This window comes from Pseudomonas sp. F2, from assembly GCF_057174385.1.
This window is the reverse complement of the sequence record NZ_CM169904.1, coordinates 5,490,721-5,510,765: the sequence shown is the minus strand read 5'-3', so window position 1 is coordinate 5,510,765 and position 20,045 is coordinate 5,490,721. Positions and strand designations below refer to the sequence as shown.

The window sequence follows — 20,045 nt, the reverse complement described above, 5'->3', positions numbered from 1 at the left end:
AGCGCCTGCAACGGTCAGTGCAGAAACGAAAAAATCGCAGCTTCGACAGTCCTTGTAGGAGCTGCCGCAGGCTGCGATCTTTCGCTCTGACTATTTCAGCCCAACGCTTTTTCAATCGCGTGAACGATGGTCGGATCATCCGGCGCCGTACGCGGCGAAAACCGCGCCAGCACCCGGCCGTCCTTGCCAAGCAGAAATTTCTCGAAGTTCCAGGTGATATCACCCGGAAACTCCGCACCCTCGCCCGCCAGCAAACGGTACAGTTGATGGCGCTCGTGACCATTGACTTCGAGCTTGCTCGACAACGGAAATGTCACTCCGTAGTTGAGGCTGCAGAACTCTTGAATTTCCTGTTCGCTACCGGGTTCCTGGCCGGCAAACTGGTTGCACGGCAGGCCCAGCACAGTGAAGCCTTTGTCTTTGAATTGCTGATAGAGGTTTTCCAGTGCCGCGTACTGTGGAGTCAAGCCGCATTTGGAGGCGACGTTGACCACCAGCACGACTTGGCCCTTGAACGGCGCCAGCGGTAGCTCCTGACCATCCAGGGCTGTCAACTTAAGGTCGTGAAAAGCACTCATGACGTACTCCAGGATTCCCGTGTTCTACTCGAAACAGCCACTTGGCGAGGCCACCAAGGACAGCCGCGGACTAAAAAGGCGCCCGCAGGCGCCTCTCCAGTACTCGAAGCTTAGCGCAGAAAATCAGTGGTGATGGCCACCTTCGCCATGGACGTGACCATGCGCGACTTCTTCCTGGCTGGCGTCACGGACAGCAACGACCTTCACTTTGAAGTTCAGGCGCTGACCGGCCAGTGGGTGGTTACCGTCAACGGTGACATCGTCGCCGTCCAGGTCACGGATGGTCACGATCTGCATCTGGCCGTCCGGCGCCGAAGCGTGGAACTGCATGCCGACTTCCAGCTCGTCAACGCCTTCGAACATGCTGCGGCTCAGGGTGCTGACCAGTTCGGCAGCGTATTCGCCGTAAGCGTCTTCCGGCTCAACGGACACTTCCAGCTCGTCACCAACAGCCTTGCCTTCCAGCGCTTTTTCCAGGCCAGGGATGATGTTGCCGGCGCCTTGCAGGTAGACCAGCGGAGCGCCGCCGGCGGAGCTGTCGATGACCTCACCAGCGTCGTTGGTCAGGGTATAGTCGATAGAGACAGCCTTGTTGGCGGCGATCAGCATGGGGCGAAACCTTTTGTATAAGAATATAGAAAGACCCAGTTTAGCGAAGCAATCGCGCGAAAGCGAACACAACCCGGACAAACGGGAATCAACGATCACCGGCTTCCATCAGGACGAGGAGGGACACTGGGTGGCCGAGCTATCCTGTGGCCACACCCAGCACGTGCGTCATCAGCCGCCCTGGCAATCGCGCGCCTGGGTCCTTGACCCGGCGCAACGTATTGAAAAAATAGGCCAACCCTTTACCTGCGGTTGGTGCGCACAAGGCTCGGTTAGCGATAACCTTGGCGACTGAATTTCGGTAGGCGGTCACATATAGATCGCCACCCTTGCCATGCACCCTCAGAGAATCCGCATGCAAACTTTTTTTATCGCACCCACCGATTTTGGCGTGGGTCTGACCTCCATCAGCCTGGGGCTGGTGCGTACCCTGGAGCGGGCCGGACTGAAAGTCGGCTTCTTCAAACCGATTGCCCAGCCGCATCCCGGCGACACCGGCCCTGAACGCTCCACCGAACTGGTGGCACGTACTCACGGCCTGAAACCGCCGCAACCACTGGGCCTGGCCCACGTCGAGCGAATGCTCGGCGACGGTCAGCTCGATGAGCTGCTCGAAGAAATCATCGCCCTGTATCAGCAAGCGGCTGTCGGCAAGGACGTGCTGGTGGTCGAAGGCATGGTGCCGACCCGCAGCGCCAGCTACGCCGCGCGGGTCAATTTGCACCTGGCCAAAAGCCTGGATGCCGAGGTGATTCTGGTCTCGGCTCCGGAAAACGAAGTGCTCGCCGAACTCTCCGGCCGCGTGGAATTGCAGGCGCAACTGTTCGGCGGTCCGAAAGATCCGAAAGTCCTCGGCGTGATCCTCAACAAGGTCAAGACCGAGGAGAGCATGGAGGCCTTCGCCACGCGGCTGAAGGAGCATTCGCCGTTGCTGCGCAGCGGTGACTTCCGCCTGCTCGGCTGCATTCCGTTCCAGCCCGAACTCAACGCCCCACGTACCCGCGACGTTGCCGACCTGATGGGCGCACAGGTACTCAATGCCGGCGATTATGAAACCCGGCGCATGACCAAAATCATTATCTGCGCGCGCACCATGCGCAACACCGTAGAACTGCTCAAGCCCGGCGTGCTGGTGGTAACCCCGGGCGATCGCGACGACATCATTCTTGCGGTCAGTCTTGCGGCGCTCAACGGCGTGCCATTGGCCGGGCTGTTGCTGACCAGTGACACCCTGCCCGATCCACGCATCATGGACTTGTGCCGTGGCGCGTTGCAGGCCGGTCTGCCGGTATTGTCGGTGAGCACCGGCTCCTACGACACCGCCAACCTGCTCAATGGCCTGAACAAGGAAATCCCCATTGATGACCGCGAGCGCGCGGAGATCATCACCGACTTCGTCGCCAGCCATCTCGACGCCAAGTGGCTGCACCAGCGCTGCGGCACCCCGCGGGAAATGCGCCTGTCGCCAGCGGTATTCCGCTATCAACTGATTCAACGGGCGCAGTCGGCAAACAAGCGCATCGTCCTGCCCGAAGGCAGCGAGCCGCTCACCGTGCAGGCGGCGGCGATCTGTCAGGAGCGCGGCATCGCCCGTTGCGTGTTGCTGGCCAAACCGGCGGACGTTGAAGCCGTGGCCCGCGCGCAAGGCATCGAGCTGCCGCCGGGGCTGGAGATTCTCGATCCGGACCTGATCCGCGAGCGCTATATCGAGCCGATGGTCGCCCTGCGCAAAAGCAAAAGCCTCAACGCGCCGATGGCCGAACAGCAACTGGAAGACACCGTGGTCATTGGCACCATGATGCTTGCGCTGGATGAAGTCGATGGGCTGGTGTCGGGCGTGATCAACACCACCGCCAACACCATCCGCCCGGCGCTGCAACTGATCAAGACCGCGCCGGGCTGCACGCTGGTGTCTTCGGTGTTCTTCATGCTGTTCCCCGAAGAAGTGCTGGTCTACGGTGACTGCGTGATGAATCCGCACCCAAGCGCAACTGAGCTGGCCGAGATCGCCCTGCAAAGCGCCGACTCGGCAGCGGCCTTCGGCATCACCCCGCGCGTGGCGATGATCAGTTACTCCAGCGGCGAGTCGGCCAGCGGCGAAGAAGTCGAGAAAGTCCGCGAAGCCACCCTGCTCGCCCACGAGCAACAGCACTCGCTGCTGATCGACGGGCCGCTGCAATACGACGCCGCTGCCAACGCCGATGTGGCCCGGCAACTGGCGCCCAACAGCCAGGTGGCCGGCCGCGCCACGGTGTTCGTGTTCCCCGACCTGAACACCGGCAACACCACCCACAAAGCCGTGCAGCGCAGCGCCGACTGCGTCAGCCTCGGCCCGATGCTGCAAGGCCTGCGCAAACCGGTGAACGACCTGCCGCGCGGCGCGCAGGTCGACGACATCGTCTACACCATCGCCCTGACCGCGATTCAAGCCGCCAACCGACCTATGGATGTGTAAATGCTGGACTTCCTGCCCGCCCCGATTCGCGGCGTGATCGCCGCACTGCTGTTGGCGCTCAATACGATTCTGCTGTGCTCGTTTCTGTTCTGTGTGGCGCTGATCAAAGTGCTGCCCTTCGACCTCGCCGGCCGCGCCTCGCTGTGGCTGATGAGCCACACCCACGAAGCCTGGATCAGTAACAACAAGGGCTGGATGAACCTGGTACGCCGCACCCGCTGGCACATCAGCGGCTTGCAAGGCCTGGATTACAAACACTCGTATTTGATCACCAGCAACCACCAGAGCTGGGTCGACATTCTGGTGCTGCAATACGTGCTCAACCGGCGCATCCAGCCACTGAAATTCTTCCTCAAGCAGGAGCTGATCTGGGTCCCGGTGATTGGCCTGGCGTGGTGGGCGCTGGGCTTTCCGTTCATGAAACGCTACTCCAAGGCCTATCTGGAAAAACACCCGGAGAAGAAAGGCAAAGACCTGGAAACCACGCGCAAGACCTGCGCGAAGTTTCGCGACAACCCGGTGGGGATTTTCAACTTTGTCGAAGGCACACGCTTCACCGAAGGCAAGCACGCGCAGCAGCAATCACCGTTCAAATACCTGCTCAAGCCCAAGGCTGGCGGCATCGCCTTTGTGCTGGATGCGATGGGTGAGCAGCTTGAGTCGATCGTCAACGTGACCATTCACTACCCGGGCGGGCGCCCGGGGTTCTGGGACCTGCTGTGCGGCAACGTGCGCGACGTGGTAGTGCACTTTGAAGAACTGAAAATCCCGCCGGCCTTCATCGGCAAGAACTACGACCAGGACGGCGAATACCGTCTGCAGTTTCAGGGCTGGATCAATCAGCTGTGGCAGGACAAGGATGCGCTGCTGGAGCAGATGCACTGCGAATTCCCGAACCGGCACTAACCTTGTGGAAGCCAGCCTGTTGGCGATGGCCGAGATCAGCTAGCGTCATTGGTGAATGACACACCGCCATCGCTGGCAGGCCAGCTCCCACAAAAGAGCAAAAGCAAAAACAAGATCAAAAGATCGCAGCCTGCGGCAGCTCCTACAGGGAAGATAATACAACCCGCACGCGGCGCATGCCGCCCCACTCCAGGATGAGCGCAAGCTCGGCTGCAGCTCTTGATCTTGATCCACGGGCGACGTCGGAAGGCTGAGCGAAGGGATTGATCCGGGGGTGGGAGCGCAGCGACCGTTTGGCGCAGCCAAACACAGCGAGAGGAGGTGCAGCGAAGCAAACCGTAGGCGCTGCCCCCGGATCAATCCCGCAGCGAAGGGACCCCGAGCCCCAGCGAGCGGGCCGAACGCAGGAGCAAGCCTTTTGGGTTACCTTTTCGGCGTTTGGAAAAGGTGACTCGCCGTAAGGGCGAAACCCTAAGCAGCCGTTACCGCAGCAACGGATATGTACTCAATCAACAAGAGCATGGTCGGCCCAAAAGCCGCCATCGCCGAAAACCAAATCGCCCCCAATAAAAAAGCCCGCCGATGATCACTCATCCGCGGGCCTTTCATTTCCGGCAAACGCTTAAATCGCGCCACGCTTGCGCAGCAGATCCAACACCTGCTTGACGCTCTCTTCCAACGACAGCGACTGCGTGTCGATCACCAGATCGGCATTCAGCGGCACGTCATACGGGAACGACTCACCCGGAATATTATCGCCACCCGCAGCATACAAGCCCTGCGGATCACGCTCGGCACACACCGCCGGCGAAGCCTGCACATAAACCGTCAGCAGACGATCCTTGCCGATCAGCTCCCTGGCCTGCTCGCGACCTTCAGCACTCGGCGCAACAAACGCCGCCAGGGTCAACAGACCGGCTTCGTTGAACTGACGCGCCACATGTGCGGCACGACGCCAGTTCTCGGTACGACCGGCACGATCCTGCGGCAGACCTTTGTTCAGGTCGTGACGCAGATTCTGACCATCCAGCACAAACACCGCACGGCCCATGTCGAACAACTTGCGCTCGACCGCATAGGCCAGCGTGCTCTTGCCCGCGCCCGACAGGCCGCTGAACAGCACGGTCGCCGGTTGCTGGCCAAAGCGCTGGGCACGTTCTTCGGTAGCAACGTGAGCCAGTTTGCCGTGGTGGGTGGCCGTGCCGTGGCTCAGTGGCTGAGCGACGATCATGCCGGCGCCAACGGTGCCGTTGGTCAGACGATCGATAACGATGAACGCACCGGTGGTGCGGTTGCTGTCGTAACCGTCGAGGGCGATCGGCGCGTCGAGCGCGACCTTCACCTTGCCGATTTCATTGAGCTGCAACGCGCTCGCCGGACCTTCTTCGAGGGTGTTGACGTCGACCTTGTTGACGATGCTGGCAATCGAGCCGGGCACGTAACTGGTGGCGCGCTTGATGTCGTATTTCTTGCCCGGCAACATCGGCTCTTCAGCCATCCACACCAGCATCGCTTCGAAGCTGTCGGTGACCGGCGGCACGTTGTCGGCATGCACCAGCAAGTCGCCACGGGAGATGTCGATTTCGTCTTCCATGGTCAGCGTCACCGCTTGACCAGGACCGGCCTGCTCCAGTTCACCTTCGAAGGTGACGATGGATTTGACGCGGCTGCTCTTGCCCGACGGCAGCACCACCACTTCGTCGCCCTTGTGCACGATGCCGCTGGCGAGGGTGCCGGCGAAGCCGCGGAAGTTCAGGTTCGGACGGTTGACGTATTGCACCGGGAAGCGCAGATCGGTGAAGTTGCGATCGCCCGACACCTCCACGGTCTCGAGAATTTCCATCAGCGACTGCCCTTTGTACCAAGGCGAGCGCTCGGACTTGTTCACCACGTTGTCGCCCTTGAGAGCAGACATCGGCACGAAGTGCATGCTGGTCGGCTTCATCTTCAAGCCTTCGGCGAACTTCAGGTAGTCGGCCTTGATCGACTCGAACACACCTTCATCAAAGTCTTTCAGGTCCATCTTGTTGATGGCGACGACGATGTGCTTGATGCCCAGCAACGAGGCGATGAAGCTGTGGCGACGGGTCTGGGTCTGCACGCCGTAACGCGCGTCGACCAGGATGATCGCCAGGTCACAGGTGGATGCACCGGTGGCCATGTTGCGGGTGTACTGCTCATGGCCGGGGGTGTCGGCGATGATGAACTTGCGCTTGGCGGTGGAGAAGTAGCGGTAGGCGACATCGATGGTGATGCCCTGCTCACGCTCGGCCTGCAGGCCGTCGACCAGCAACGCCAGGTCGATGTCGTCACCGGTGGTGCCGACTTTCTTCGAATCGCGGGTGATGGCTTCCAGATGATCTTCGTAGATCATCTTGGAGTCGTGCAGCAGGCGCCCGATCAGGGTGCTTTTGCCGTCGTCGACGTTACCGCAGGTCAAAAAGCGCAGCAGCTCTTTACGTTCGTGCTGGCCCAGGTAGGCGAGGATGTCCTCGCTGATCAAATCAGATGCGTGCGACATGACAACCCCTTAGAAATAGCCTTGACGTTTTTTATCTTCCATCGAGCCGGCGCCATCGTGGTCGATGACCCGGCCCTGGCGCTCGGAAGTTCGCGTCAGGAGCATTTCCTGAATGATGTCCGTGAGGCTTTCGGCCTCGGACTCCACCGCGCCCGTCAACGGGTAGCAGCCAAGGGTACGGAAACGCACTTTCTTTTTGACGATACGCGCCTTGTCCTCGTCGGACAGATGCTCAAGGATGCGCTCGTCATCGATCATGATCAGCGTGCCGTTCTTCTCGATCACTTCGCGTTCGGCGGCGAAATACAGCGGCACGATCGGGATGCCTTCGAGGTAGATGTACTGCCAGATGTCCAGTTCGGTCCAGTTCGACAACGGGAACACACGAATGGATTCGCCCTTGTTGACCTTGCCGTTGTAGACGTTCCACAGCTCCGGACGCTGATTCTTCGGGTCCCAGCGGTGCTTGCTGTCGCGGAACGAGTACACGCGCTCCTTGGCGCGGGACTTCTCTTCGTCACGACGGGCACCACCGAACGCGGCGTCGAAACCATGCTTGTCGAGTGCCTGCTTCAGGCCCTCGGTCTTCATGATGTCGGTGTGTTTGGCGCTGCCATGGGTGAACGGGTTGATGTTCTGCGCCACGCCATCGGGGTTGATGTGGGTGATCAGGTCCAGGCCCAGCTCTTCGACCATCTTGTCGCGGAACTTGTACATCTCCTGGAATTTCCAGCGAGTGTCGACGTGCATCACCGGAAACGGCAGTTTGCCCGGGAAGAACGCCTTGCGTGCCAGGTGCAGCATCACGGCGGAGTCTTTACCGATGGAGTACAGCATCACCGGGTTGTCGAACTCGGCGGCCACCTCGCGGATGATGTGGATGCTTTCCGCCTCCAGCTGTTTCAGATGCGTCAGTTTGTCGACCATGGCTACTCACGAAAGCTTTCTTATGAACGGCCAGCGGGCCGTGTTCGAGCGGGGAATCCTAGCACAGCGCCCTCTTCTAATCAGGACGCCAACTAGATCGAAAGGGCATATGAATATGCCCACCAGTTTGCCCCACTAACCCTGTAGGACAGCATCTCAGATCAGGCTCGCCGGGAGTCGTCAGATCGGGTTCGGGCAGTCGATGAAGATGTGTTCCAGAGCAAAACGTTTTGCCAGGTAGTCGCCCAGCGCCTGCACTCCATAGCGCTCGGTGGCATGGTGGCCGGCGGCGATGAAGCTGATGTCGTTTTCCCGGGCGCTGTGGAAGGTCTGCTCGGAGGCTTCGCCACTGAGGAACAGATCAACGCCCGCCGCCACGCCCTGATCGATATAGCCCTGCCCGCCACCAGTGCACCAGCCGACCCGGCGAATCATCGCACTGCCTTCGACCAGCAGTGGCTCGCGCCCCATGACATCCTGAACCTTGCGCGCGAAATCACGCGGGGTCATGGGCTCGTTCAACGAGCCGACCAGCCCGACGATCTTCAGGTTGTCCGGGTCCAACGGCCCTTCGACGGTGATGTCCAGTTGACGCGCCAGTTGCACGTTGTTGCCAACCTCCGGGTGCAGGTCCAGTGGCAGGTGATAAGCGAGCAGACTGATGTCGTGCTTGAGCAGGGTCTTCAGGCGGCGCTGCTTCATGCCGGTGATGCACGGGTTTTCGCCTTTCCAGAAATAGCCGTGATGCACGAGTATCAGATCGGCTTCGGCTTCCACTGCAGCATCGAGCAAGGCCTGACTGGCGGTGACGCCACTGACAATGCGCATCACCTGCGGACGCCCCTCCACCTGCAGGCCATTGGGGCAATAATCGGCGATTTTCGCACTGCCGAGGTAACGGTCGGCTTCTTCGACCAGGGTGCTGAGGGCGACGGCCATGAAAGACTCCTAAATATCCCGTTCAGAGGCGCGCGCGGCCTCGTATAATGCGCGACATTATCGGCGGTCTGCCCCCGCCTGCAACTTTTCCAGGACGTGCTTAATGCTCAAGGCGCTGCGTTTTTTTGGCTGGCCGCTGTTGGCCGGCGTGCTTATCGCTCTGTTGATTATTCAGCGTTACCCGCAGTGGGTCGGGCTTCCGAGCCTCGACGTCAACCTGCAACAGGCCCCGCAAACCACCAGTGTGCAGCAGGGCCCGGTGTCCTATGCCGACGCGGTGACCATCGCCGCACCGTCGGTGGTCAATCTCTACACCACCAAAGTCATCAACAAACCGGCGCACCCGCTGTTTGAGGATCCGCAGTTCCGGCGCTTCTTCGGTGACAACTCGCCGAAGCAGAAACGCATGGAATCGAGCCTCGGTTCCGGCGTGATCATGAGCCCGGAAGGCTACATCCTGACCAACAACCATGTAACCACCGGCGCCGATCAGATCGTCGTGGCGCTCAAGGACGGTCGCGAAACCCTCGCCCGCGTCATCGGCAGCGACCCGGAAACCGACCTCGCGGTGTTGAAGATTGACCTGAAAAACCTCCCGGCGATCACCGTCGGCCGCTCCGACAACATCCGTATCGGCGACGTCGCGCTGGCCATCGGCAACCCGTTCGGCGTCGGCCAGACCGTGACCATGGGCATCATCAGCGCCACCGGGCGCAACCAGTTGGGCCTGAACAACTACGAAGACTTCATCCAGACCGACGCGGCGATCAACCCGGGCAACTCCGGCGGCGCACTGGTCGATGCCAACGGCAACCTCACCGGCATCAACACCGCGATCTTCTCCAAGTCCGGCGGCTCGCAGGGCATCGGTTTTGCGATCCCGGTGAAACTGGCGATGGAAGTGATGAAGTCGATCATCGAGCACGGTCAGGTGATTCGTGGCTGGCTCGGTATTGAAGTGCAGCCGCTGACTCAGGAGCTGGCCGAGTCGTTTGGCCTGTCCGGGCGTCCGGGAATTGTCGTGGCGGGAATCTTCCGCGATGGCCCGGCACAGAAGGCCGGCCTGCAGTTGGGTGACGTGATTCTGAGTATCGACGGCGAACCGGCGGGTGATGGCCGCAAGTCAATGAACCAGGTGGCGCGGATCAAACCGACCGACAAGGTCACGATTCAAGTGATGCGCAATGGCAAGGAGCTGAAGCTGACCGCGGAAATCGGCCTGCGTCCACCGCCGGCGCCGGTCAAGGAAGAAGAGTAAGGCGCCAGTACAAACCAATGTGGGAGCGAGCCTGCTCGCGAAGAGGTCGTCACAGTCAACAATAATGTTGAATGACAGACCGCTTTCGCGAGCAGGCTCGCTCCCACAGGTTCAGCGGCGGTTTAGAGGTCGCCGAGGCCGTCGATCAGCGCCTGATTCTGCTCCGGCGTACCGATCGAAATCCGCAGGAACTGGGCAATCCGCTCCTGCTTGAAGTGACGCACGATCACGCCCTGCTCGCGCAGCCTGGCCGCCAGCCCTGCCGCATCGTGTTGCGGGTGACGGGCAAAGATGAAGTTCGCCGCCGACGGCAGCACTTCGAAACCCTTGGCCTGCAACTGCGCAATCACCCACTCACGACTCTCGATGACCAGACGGCAGGTCTTGTCGAAATACTCGCGATCCTCGAACGCGGCCGCCGCCCCGACAATCGCCAAGCGATCCAGCGGATAGGAGTTGAAGCTGTTCTTGATGCGCTCCAGCGCTTCGATCAGATCCGGATGCCCCACCGCCAGGCCGACGCGCAGGCCGGCCAGCGAGCGCGACTTGGACAGGGTCTGGGTCACCAGCAGGTTTGGATAACGATCCACCAGGCTGATCGCGGTTTCGCCGCCAAAGTCGATGTAGGCCTCATCCACCACGACCACCGAATCCGGGCTGGCCTTGAGGATCTGCTCGACCGCCTCCAGCGCCAACAGGCAACCGGTGGGTGCGTTCGGGTTGGGGAATATGATCCCGCCGCTGGGTTTGGCGTAGTCCGCCGGGTTGATCTGGAACTGTGCGTCCAGCGGCACGGCGTCGAACTGGATGCCGTACAGACCGCAATACACCGGATAGAAGCTGTAGCTGATGTCCGGAAACAGCAGCGGCTGCTCGTGTTGCAGCAGACCGTGGAAGATGTGCGCAAGCACTTCGTCCGAACCGTTGCCGAGGAACACCTGATTGCTCTGCACGCCGTAGTAGTGGGCGACGGCGGTTTTCAGCAGATCGCTGTTCGGGTCCGGGTACAGGCGCAGATTGTCGTTGAGCTCGGTCTGCATCGCCGCCAGGGCTTTGGGCGACGGGCCATACGGATTTTCGTTGGTGTTGAGCTTGACCAGTCTGGTCAGCTTCGGCTGTTCGCCCGGCACATACGGCACCAGATCCTTGACGAACGGGCTCCAGAATTTACTCATGTTCAATTCCCCTTCACTTCGTCTTTGATGCGATATTCGGCGCTGCGTGCGTGCGCGCTCAGGGATTCGCCACGGGCCAGCACGGACGCGGTCTTGCCCAGCTCGGAAGCACCGGCCTCGGAGCAGAAGATGATCGACGAACGTTTCTGGAAGTCGTACACGCCCAGCGGTGAGGAGAAACGCGCGGTGCCGGAGGTTGGCAGCACGTGGTTCGGGCCGGCGCAGTAATCACCCAGCGCTTCAGAGGTGTGGCGGCCCATGAAGATCGCGCCGGCGTGACGGATCTGCGGCAACCACGCTTGTGGGTCAGCGACCGACAGCTCCAGGTGTTCCGGGGCGATGCGGTTGGCGACTTCGATCGCCTGCGCCATGTCCTTCACGTGAATCAACGCACCACGGCCATTGATCGAGGTTTCGATGATGGTTGCGCGGTCCATGGTCGGCAGCAGTTTGTCGATGCTCGCCGCGACCTTGTCGAGGAACTCGGCGTCGGGACTGACCAGAATCGCCTGCGCGTCTTCGTCGTGTTCGGCCTGGGAGAACAGGTCCATGGCGATCCAGTCCGGATCGGTCTGGCCGTCGCACACTACGAGAATTTCCGAGGGGCCGGCGATCATGTCGATGCCGACCTGACCGAATACGTGGCGTTTGGCAGTGGCGACATAGATGTTGCCCGGGCCGACCACTTTGTCCACCTGCGGCACGCTTTCGGTGCCGTAAGCCAGTGCGGCAACCGCTTGTGCGCCGCCGATGGTGAACACCCGGTCAACGCCGGCAATGCACGCCGCCGCCAGCACCAGCTCATTGATTTCACCGCGCGGGGTCGGCACCACCATGACCACTTCGGCCACGCCGGCGACCTTGGCCGGAATCGCGTTCATCAACACCGACGACGGGTATGACGCCTTGCCGCCCGGCACGTACAGGCCGGCGCGATCCAGCGGTGTGACCTTCTGCCCGAGCACGGTGCCGTCGGCCTCGGTGTAGCTCCAGGAGTCCTGTTTCTGTTTTTCGTGGTAGCTGCGCACCCGCGCCGCGGCTTTTTCCAGCGCTTCGCGCTGTGCCACGGTGATGCGAGTCAGGGCCAGTTCCAGACGCTCGCGCGGCAGGATCAGGTCAGCCATCGAGGCGACTTCGAGACCGTCGAATTTCTGGGTGAACTCGACCAGCGCGGCGTCACCGCGTTCGCGCACCGCCTTGATGATGTCCAGCACGCGCTGATTGACCGAGTCGTCAGACACACTTTCCCAGCTCAGCAGATGATCCAGATGATGCGCGAAATCCGGGTCAGCAGCGTTGAGTCGGCGAATTGCAGTCGGTGCGGTCATAGCGAGAGCCTCATAGGAATGGCAAAAACTCAGGCGCCCTAACTTAGCAGTCGTTTCCGCTTGGGCACCTGAGATTCTGGCTATGAGGCGGATAGACGGGCGCGACTCAAGGTCGCGCAGGTACATCAGCCGCGGTGTCGCGATTCCACTGCCGTGCGCAGGTTATCGATCAACGCCTGGATTCGGGCGTGTTGCATCTTCATCGAAGCCTTGTTGACCACCAGGCGCGAGCTGATCGTGGCGATCAGTTCCTGAGGTTCCAGGCCGTTGGCGCGCAGTGTGTTGCCGGTGTCGACCACGTCGATGATCTTGTCGGCCAGACCGATCAGCGGCGCCAGCTCCATCGAGCCGTAGAGCTTGATGATGTCGACCTGACGGCCCTGCTCGGCGTAGTAGCGCTTGGCAACGTTGACGAACTTGGTCGCCACGCGCAAACGGCCCTTGGGCTCGGCTGCGCCGATCTTGCCGGCCGTCATCAGCTTGCACTGGGCAATCTGCAGATCCAGCGGCTCGTAGAGGCCCTGGCCGGTGTATTCCATCAGCACGTCTTTACCGGCGACGCCGAGGTCGGCCGCGCCATGCTCGACATAGGTCGGCACGTCGGTGGCACGCACGATCAACAGACGTACGTCATCCTGAGTGGTGGGGATGATCAGTTTGCGGCTCTTGTCCGGATTCTCGGTCGGCACGATGCCGGCTTCAGCGAGAAGCGGCAGGGTATCGTCAAGGATGCGGCCCTTGGACAGTGCGATGGTCAACATGGGAAACGTCAGTCCTTATCAAGGTACTCATGTCCGGTCGCAATCGGCGCCGGACACACATCGAGCCGGATACCGGCTCGACTCGAAACTAATTCAGTGGACACCTCCCTGTGCCCAGTGCAGCGACTAGCCCGGAACGCGACGGATCTTGGCGCCCAGCATCTGCAGTTTTTCTTCGATGCACTCGTAACCACGGTCGATGTGGTAGATGCGGTCGATCAGGGTATCGCCTTCGGCCACCAGGGCCGAGATGACCAGACTCGCCGAAGCACGCAGGTCGGTGGCCATCACTGGCGCGCCCTTCAGCACTTCAGTACCGGTGACGATCGCAGTGTTGCCTTCGACCTGGATTTTGGCGCCCATGCGGTGCAGTTCGTAGACGTGCATGAAACGGTTTTCGAAGATCGTCTCGATTACCGCACCGGTGCCTTCGGCAATGGCGTTGAGCGAGATGAACTGCGCCTGCATGTCGGTCGGGAACGCCGGGTACGGCGCTGTGCGCACGTTGACCGCTTTCGGGCGCTTGCCGTGCATGTTCAGCTCGATCCAGTCGTCACCGCTGGTGACTTCAGCGCCGGCTTCACGGAGCTTTTCCAGAACGGCTTCGAGGATGGTCGGATCGGTGTCCTTGACCTTGACGCGGCCACCGGTGACCGCAGCGGCCACCAGGTAGGTGCCGGTTTCGATACGGTCAGGCATGACTTTGTAGAAGCACGAGCCCAGGCGCTCGACGCCATCGATGGTAATGGTGTCGGTACCAGCGCCGGAAACCTTGGCGCCCATGGCGTTGAGGAAGTTCGCCAGGTCAACCACTTCCGGCTCGCGCGCAGCGTTCTGCAGCACGCTGCGACCCTTGGCGAGGGCTGCAGCCATCATGATGTTTTCGGTACCGGTCACACTGACGGTATCGAAGAAGAAGCTTGCGCCGCGCAGGCCGCCTTCAGGCGCCTTGGCCTTGATGTAGCCGCCTTCGACGTCGATCACCGCGCCCATGGCTTCGAGACCACGGATGTGCAGGTCAACCGGGCGCGAACCGATGGCGCAACCGCCAGGCAGGGCGACTTCGGCTTCACCGAAACGGGCAACCATCGGCCCCAGAACCAGGATCGAGGCACGCATGGTTTTCACCAGTTCGTACGGCGCGATCAGGGTCTTGATGGTGCGAGGGTCGATTTCAACGCTGAGTTTCTCGTCGATCACAGGCTCGATGCCCATGCGACCGAACAGCTCGATCATGGTGGTGATGTCGTGCAGGTGCGGCAGGTTGCCAACGGTCACCGGGCCATCGCACAGCAGGGTGGCGGCCAGAATCGGCAGGGCGGAGTTCTTCGCCCCGGAGATACGGATTTCGCCATCAAGACGAACGCCACCGGTAATAATCAATTTATCCATAAGAATCTCGACGCCCTAGGGCTCAGGTGCGCTCGGCCCAGGCCGCGCTGCTGAAAAATTTCATAGTGACCGCGTGGATGCTGCCATCAGCGATCCAAGGGTTCAAATGGGCATAGATGCTTTGCTGACGCTTGACCGGGCTCAACGCCGCCAGTTCATCACTAATCACGTTCAGCTGGAAGTTGCAGCCTTCGCCTTCAACTTCCACCTGCGTTCCTGGCAGCTTTCCTTCAAGGAAGCTCTTCACTTCTACGGCCTGCATGCTCAACCTCAATCGGCGCCCTGTGCGCACGGGTCGGACATCATACAAAAAAGCCCCGCGCCTGCGAACCCCGCATTGGCAGGACTCTGACGGGGGGCTTGTTTGTCGATGCGGGTTCAGGGGTGCGCCAGCAACTCGGTCAGTTCGCTGACCTGAGCGATTTCGCGCATGTCTTCCGGCATCGCGCGGATGCTGACAGCCTTGCCGGCCGCCCGGGCATCGCGCATGAAGCACAGCAGCAAGGACAAGCCGACGCTGCTGGACTTCTTCACTGCCGAACAATCAATCACCAGCGATGCCGCCTTGCTGGACTTGATCAGCGCCTGGCCTTCCTTGCGCAGGTCGGGGCCTGTGCGATAGTCCAGCACTCCGCTGAGCAATAGCTCGTCGACATCACTCATACGAACTGCCGCCTCATTCATTGCGCTGGCTTCTCGGCAGCTTTCTCGGTGGTTTCCTTGGCCTTGGCCACTTCGCCAGCCCAATTGTTGATGGTCTTGTCCAGATCGTTGCCATTGCGCTGCATCGCATCCGCGAACTGATCACGGAACAGCTTGCCGATGTTGATGCCGTTGATGATCACGTTGCGCAGCTTCCACTCGCCGTTGATCTTCTCCAGCGTGTACTGCACCGGATAGATCGCGCCGTTGCTGCCCTTGACGGTCATGCCGACGCTGGTGCGATCGCCCGATTCATCCTTGGCCGGATCAACCGTGATGCCCTGATTGTTGTATTCGAGCAAGGCATTGCCGTAGAACTGGAACAGGCCTTTCTTGAAGTTTTCCTGGAAAGTCTGCATCTGCGCGGGCGTGGCCTTGCGCGAATACTTGACCGTCATGATGCTCTTGGAAATGCCCTCGGCATCCACTACCGGGCCGACGATGTTGTTCAACGCGGCATAGAAATCAGCCGGATCCTGCTTGTATTTCGCTTTATTGGCCGACAGGTCGGCCAGCATCCGGTTCGTGGTGTCCTGAACCAGATCGTGCGCCGATTGCCCGGGCGCAGCGTTAGCCAGCAGTGGCAGTGTCGCGAGCAACACCAACAGGCCACGTCGCAAGGTAGAGATCATTCAAAAGCTCCTCATTTGGCGTCTTTGCTAACGGTATTGAGCAGGAATTTACCGATCAGGTCTTCCAGTACCAGAGACGACTGCGTGTCGTGGATGGTTCCACCATCCTTCAGACGAGTGTCCTCCCCACCCACGCTGATACCGATGTACTTCTCGCCCAACAGGCCAGCGGTCAGGATAGACGCTGTGGAGTCGGTCGGCAGGTTGTCGACCTTTTTATCCACTTGCAGGGTGACCCGACCGGTGAAGCTGTCGCGATCCAGATCGATGGCCGTGACCTTGCCGATGGTTACACCGGCCATGGTCACTTTGGCTCTGACCGTCAAACCGGCGATATTGTCGAAGTAGGCATACAGCTTATAGGTGTCGGTGGTCGAGGTCGGAGACAGGCCACTGACCCGCAGCGCCAGCAGCAACAAGGCCAGGATCCCTGCCAGCAGGAACAGGCCGACACCGATTTCCAGGGTGCGGTTTTGCATCAGAAATCTCCAAACATCAAAGCGGTCAGAATAAAGTCCAGGCCGAGCACTGCCAGCGAGGCAAACACCACGGTCTTGGTGGTGGCACGACTGATACCCTCGGAAGTGGGCTCACAGTCATAGCCTTGGAATACGGCAATCCAGGTCACTACAAAGGCAAAAACAATACTTTTGATCACGCCGTTGAGCACGTCACTGGTGAAATTCACGCTGTTCTGCATGTTCGCCCAATAAGAGCCTTCATACACACCCAGCCAGTCGACAGCCACCCATGAACCACCCCAGATGCCTACCACGCTGAAAATCATCGCCAGCACCGGCAGGGAAATGAAACCGGCCCACAGGCGCGGAGCAATGATGTACTTGAGCGGGTCGACGCCGATCATTTCCAGGCTGGAAAGCTGTTCGGTGGACTTCATGTTGCCGATTTCGGCCGTCAGCGCCGAACCGGCACGCCCGGCAAACAGCAGCGCCGTCACCACCGGACCCAACTCTCGCAACAAGGTCAGGGCAACCATCTGCCCCACTGCCTGCTCCGAACCGTAGCTCGACAGAATACTGAAGCCCTGCAGCGCCAGCACCATGCCGATGAAAATCCCGGAGACGACGATGATCACCAGCGACATCACGCCAACCGAATGCAGTTGCTTGACCAGCAGACCAAAACCGCCGCTGATGCCGCCACGACCGAGCAGGGCGTGAAACAGGAACAGGGTCGCGCGGCCAAACACCGCCACGGCGTCGATCGCCGTCTCGCCGAAGCGGCGGACGCGTTCTATCAATGAAATTCTGCGCATCAGCGCTTCCCCAGAAGATCTGCGCGGTAATCCGTCGCTGGAAAATGGTACGGCACCGGGCCATCGGGGTTGCCGGTCATGAACTGGCGAATACGCGGTTCATCCGAGTTCATCAATTCGTCCGGCGTGCCCTGTCCCAGCACCTGACCATCACCCACGACATAGATGTAGTCAGCGATGCTCGCGGTTTCGGCCAGGTCGTGGGAAACCACAATGCTGGTAATGCCCAGCGCATCGTTGAGCAGACGGATCAGGCGCACCAGTACGCCCATGGCGATCGGATCCTGACCAACGAAAGGCTCGTCATACATGAGGATCTGCGGATCGAGCGCGATCGCCCGCGCCAGCGCCACGCGACGTTTCATGCCGCCCGACAGCTCGTCCGGCATCAACTCGATCGCACCGCGCAGTCCAACCGCCTGCAATTTGAGCAGGACGATGTCGCGGATCATCTCGTCCGGTAATTGGGTATGAACCCGCAGGGGGAAAGCGACGTTCTCGAAGACATCGAGATCGGTGAACAGCGCGCCACTCTGAAACAGCACGCCCATGTGCTTTCGCGCATCGAACAGATCACTGCGCGACAGCGACGGCAGGTTCTGACCGTTGACCCAGACTTCCCCGCTGGAGGGCCGTAATTGCGCGCCCATCAATCGCAGCAGCGTGGTCTTGCCACACCCGGAAGGCCCCATGATGCCGGTAACCTTGCCGCGCGGGATGCGAATATCGACGTTATTGAAAATGCTGCGCGCACCGCGCTTGAAGGAGACTCCCTTCAGCTCGACCGCGTAGGCGTTATCGGCACTCATCTAAACTCCTTGCGATGCAGCCTCTCACTCGGACGCCTGGCTTTCCGCAGAAAGCACATACCTCCCGGGCAGGCCGAACTGGCGGCGAACTATATCACTGCAAACGCCAAGCGCCCAAGGCCCATGCCCTTCCGCGTTCAACGATATGACAGGCCCGATGGCACTTTTTCAGGGTTTTGGTTGCCAGGAATGACAAAGCTCGACGAACTTGCGTGAGGCTTTTCAACATAACCGCTATAATCGCCGCCTTTTCATCGGGCTATACGATTTCTGACATGAGCCAATCCAGCGACCTGATTCAATCGGCACAACGCACCATCCGCCTCGAAGTGGAAGCCGTACAAGGCTTGTTGCCCCATATCGACGCCGATTTCGTACGCGCTTGCGAGATGATTCTGGCCAGCAAGGGCCGTGTGGTCGTGGTCGGCATGGGCAAATCCGGGCATGTCGGCAACAAGATTGCCGCGACCCTGGCCAGCACCGGCACCCCGGCATTTTTTGTTCATCCAGCCGAAGCCAGCCACGGCGACATGGGCATGATCACCCGCGATGACGTGATCCTTGCCCTCTCCAACTCCGGCTCGACCAACGAAATCGTCACCCTGCTGCCGTTGATCAAGCGCCTGGGCATCCAGTTGATCAGCCTGACCGGCAATCCACAGTCACCGCTGGCCAAGGCCGCCGAAGTCAATCTCAACGTTCACGTCGAGCACGAAGCCTGCCCGCTGAACCTGGCACCGACTTCCTCGACCACCGCTGCGCTGGTCATGGGCGATGCCCTGGCCGTGGCGCTGCTGGAAGCCCGGGGTTTTACCGCCGAAGATTTTGCTTTCTCCCACCCGGGCGGCGCCCTGGGTCGACGCCTGTTGCTGAAAGTGGAAAACGTCATGCACGCCGGCCAGGAGCTGCCGCAAGTGCAACGCGGTACCCTGCTCAAGGACGCGCTCATGGAAATGACCCGCAAGGGCCTGGGCATGACCGCGATCGTTGAAGCCGATGGCAAACTCGCCGGGATCTTCACCGACGGCGACTTGCGCCGCACCCTGGATCGCAGCATCGACATCCGCAGCGCCACCATCGACCAGGTCATGACCGCACACGGCAAGACCGCACGGCCGGAGATGCTCGCCGCCGAAGCGCTGAAAATCATGGAAGACCACCGAATCAACGCACTGGTGGTCGTGGACGAAGAAGATCGCCCAATCGGCGCCTTCAACCTCTCCGATCTGCTGCGTGCAGGAGTGATGTAATGACAACCGATCTGCTGCAACGCGGCAAAGCGATCAAACTGGCGGTGTTCGACGTCGATGGCGTCCTCACCGACGGGCGCCTGTACTTCCTCGAAGACGGCAGCGAATTCAAGACCTTCAACACCCTCGACGGCCAGGGCATCAAGATGCTGATGAATGCCGGCGTAGAAACCGCCATCATCAGCGGCCGCAAGACGCCGGTGGTCGAGCGCCGGGCGAAGAACCTCGGCATCCCGCACCTGTTTCAGGGCCGCGAAGACAAATTGGTGGTTCTGGACGGCCTATTGGCGCAACTGGGCCTAAGCTATGAACAGGTCGCCTACCTCGGTGACGACCTGCCTGACCTGCCGGTGATCCGCCGCGTAGGCTTGGGCATGGCCGTGGCCAATGCTGCCGACTTCGTGCGCGAACACGCCCATGGCGTCACTCGGGCCCGCGGTGGCGAAGGTGCCGCCCGCGAATTCTGCGAATTGATCCTGCGCGCCCAGGGCCGCCTCGATGCGGCCAACGCCGCGTACCTGTGAGCC

The 20,045-nt window shown here is 60.6% G+C and carries 21 protein-coding genes; 6 read left to right on the top strand and 15 right to left on the bottom strand.

Annotated elements, in window-relative coordinates; genetic code table 11:
* Nucleotides 1–95 precede the first annotated feature (95 nt).
* Together AC193Q_RS24695 and AC193Q_RS24690 are read right to left on the bottom strand one after the other, a co-directional pair.
* Nucleotides 96–578, bottom strand: coding sequence for a glutathione peroxidase (locus AC193Q_RS24695; protein WP_047291740.1), 483 nt, complete (start codon nt 576–578; stop codon nt 96–98).
* A gap of 123 nt (nt 579–701) precedes the next feature.
* Complete coding sequence (locus AC193Q_RS24690) at nt 702–1,187, bottom strand: FKBP-type peptidyl-prolyl cis-trans isomerase (RefSeq protein WP_003221719.1); 486 nt, start codon at nt 1,185–1,187, stop codon at nt 702–704.
* Here AC193Q_RS24690 and AC193Q_RS24685 point away from each other — a divergent pair.
* Genes AC193Q_RS24685 through AC193Q_RS24675 form a run of 3 tightly spaced genes read left to right on the top strand, consistent with a single transcriptional unit; the run spans nt 1,186 to nt 4,548 of the window.
* Nucleotides 1,186–1,482 (top strand): DUF3565 domain-containing protein, encoded by a 297-nt coding sequence (locus AC193Q_RS24685; protein WP_483879647.1) that lies wholly within the window; start codon nt 1,186–1,188, stop codon nt 1,480–1,482. The genes AC193Q_RS24690 and AC193Q_RS24685 overlap by 2 nt on opposite strands.
* A gap of 60 nt (nt 1,483–1,542) precedes the next feature.
* A complete protein-coding gene (gene pta / locus AC193Q_RS24680) occupies nt 1,543–3,642 on the top strand; it encodes a phosphate acetyltransferase (protein ID WP_047291738.1) in 2,100 nt (699 codons plus the stop codon).
* Nucleotides 3,643–4,548, top strand: coding sequence for an acyltransferase (locus AC193Q_RS24675; RefSeq protein WP_483878913.1), 906 nt, complete (start codon nt 3,643–3,645; stop codon nt 4,546–4,548).
* Between the two features lie 622 nt (nt 4,549–5,170).
* On the opposite strand, the gene cysN is transcribed toward AC193Q_RS24675, so the two are convergent.
* The 3 genes from cysN to AC193Q_RS24660 all read right to left on the bottom strand — a co-directional run bounded on the left by cysN (nt 5,171) and on the right by AC193Q_RS24660 (nt 8,935).
* Complete coding sequence (gene cysN, locus AC193Q_RS24670) at nt 5,171–7,069, bottom strand: sulfate adenylyltransferase subunit CysN (RefSeq protein ID WP_483878912.1); 1,899 nt, start codon at nt 7,067–7,069, stop codon at nt 5,171–5,173.
* A 9-nt stretch (nt 7,070–7,078) separates the two neighbouring features.
* Complete coding sequence (cysD, locus tag AC193Q_RS24665) at nt 7,079–7,996, bottom strand: sulfate adenylyltransferase subunit CysD (protein WP_007912374.1); 918 nt, start codon at nt 7,994–7,996, stop codon at nt 7,079–7,081.
* Nucleotides 7,997–8,176: 180 nt separating this feature from the next.
* A complete protein-coding gene (locus tag AC193Q_RS24660) occupies nt 8,177–8,935 on the bottom strand; it encodes a Nif3-like dinuclear metal center hexameric protein (protein ID WP_047291328.1) in 759 nt (252 codons plus the stop codon).
* A 103-nt stretch (nt 8,936–9,038) separates the two neighbouring features.
* Between AC193Q_RS24660 and algW the strand changes: the two genes are divergently transcribed.
* Entirely contained in the window at nt 9,039–10,193 is a 1,155-nt protein-coding gene (gene algW / locus AC193Q_RS24655; RefSeq protein WP_041072868.1) for a Do family serine endopeptidase AlgW, read from the top strand.
* A gap of 122 nt (nt 10,194–10,315) precedes the next feature.
* Here the strand turns inward: algW and hisC are convergent, their stop codons facing one another.
* The 10 genes from hisC to AC193Q_RS24605 form a co-directional block, all read right to left on the bottom strand.
* A complete protein-coding gene (hisC, locus tag AC193Q_RS24650; protein WP_483878911.1) occupies nt 10,316–11,368 on the bottom strand; it encodes a histidinol-phosphate transaminase in 1,053 nt (350 codons plus the stop codon).
* 2 nt (nt 11,369–11,370) lie between these two features.
* Entirely contained in the window at nt 11,371–12,696 is a 1,326-nt protein-coding gene (gene hisD / locus AC193Q_RS24645; RefSeq protein ID WP_047291324.1) for a histidinol dehydrogenase, read from the bottom strand.
* Between the two features lie 125 nt (nt 12,697–12,821).
* Nucleotides 12,822–13,457, bottom strand: coding sequence for an ATP phosphoribosyltransferase (hisG, locus tag AC193Q_RS24640; RefSeq protein WP_483878910.1), 636 nt, complete (start codon nt 13,455–13,457; stop codon nt 12,822–12,824).
* A gap of 126 nt (nt 13,458–13,583) precedes the next feature.
* Nucleotides 13,584–14,849 carry a UDP-N-acetylglucosamine 1-carboxyvinyltransferase gene (murA, locus tag AC193Q_RS24635; protein WP_047291321.1) on the bottom strand — a complete coding sequence of 422 codons (1,266 nt, stop codon included), beginning with the start codon at nt 14,847–14,849 and terminating at the stop codon, nt 13,584–13,586.
* Between the two features lie 22 nt (nt 14,850–14,871).
* A complete protein-coding gene (locus AC193Q_RS24630; RefSeq protein ID WP_007953556.1) occupies nt 14,872–15,111 on the bottom strand; it encodes a BolA family protein in 240 nt (79 codons plus the stop codon).
* A 116-nt stretch (nt 15,112–15,227) separates the two neighbouring features.
* Nucleotides 15,228–15,533 carry an STAS domain-containing protein gene (locus AC193Q_RS24625; RefSeq protein WP_041072857.1) on the bottom strand — a complete coding sequence of 102 codons (306 nt, stop codon included), beginning with the start codon at nt 15,531–15,533 and terminating at the stop codon, nt 15,228–15,230.
* Nucleotides 15,530–16,183, bottom strand: a complete 654-nt coding sequence (locus tag AC193Q_RS24620; RefSeq protein WP_041072855.1) for an MlaC/ttg2D family ABC transporter substrate-binding protein — start codon at nt 16,181–16,183, stop codon at nt 15,530–15,532. The genes AC193Q_RS24625 and AC193Q_RS24620 overlap by 4 nt, the downstream gene beginning before the upstream one ends.
* An 11-nt stretch (nt 16,184–16,194) precedes the next feature.
* Entirely contained in the window at nt 16,195–16,662 is a 468-nt protein-coding gene (gene mlaD, locus AC193Q_RS24615) for an outer membrane lipid asymmetry maintenance protein MlaD (RefSeq protein ID WP_007967220.1), read from the bottom strand.
* Nucleotides 16,662–17,459, bottom strand: a complete 798-nt coding sequence (mlaE, locus tag AC193Q_RS24610) for a lipid asymmetry maintenance ABC transporter permease subunit MlaE (RefSeq protein WP_025109452.1) — start codon at nt 17,457–17,459, stop codon at nt 16,662–16,664. The genes mlaD and mlaE overlap by 1 nt, the downstream gene beginning before the upstream one ends.
* Nucleotides 17,459–18,268 carry an ATP-binding cassette domain-containing protein gene (locus tag AC193Q_RS24605; protein WP_047291316.1) on the bottom strand — a complete coding sequence of 270 codons (810 nt, stop codon included), beginning with the start codon at nt 18,266–18,268 and terminating at the stop codon, nt 17,459–17,461. Before AC193Q_RS24605 ends, mlaE begins: the two co-directional genes overlap by 1 nt.
* A gap of 275 nt (nt 18,269–18,543) precedes the next feature.
* Here AC193Q_RS24605 and AC193Q_RS24600 point away from each other — a divergent pair, with 275 nt between their 5' ends.
* Both AC193Q_RS24600 and AC193Q_RS24595 read left to right on the top strand, forming a co-directional pair.
* On the top strand, nt 18,544–19,518 hold the full coding sequence (locus AC193Q_RS24600; protein WP_027610849.1) for a KpsF/GutQ family sugar-phosphate isomerase: 975 nt from the start codon (nt 18,544–18,546) through the stop codon (nt 19,516–19,518).
* Nucleotides 19,518–20,042 (top strand): KdsC family phosphatase, encoded by a 525-nt coding sequence (locus AC193Q_RS24595; protein ID WP_007967216.1) that lies wholly within the window; start codon nt 19,518–19,520, stop codon nt 20,040–20,042. Before AC193Q_RS24600 ends, AC193Q_RS24595 begins: the two co-directional genes overlap by 1 nt.
* Nucleotides 20,043–20,045 lie beyond the last annotated feature (3 nt).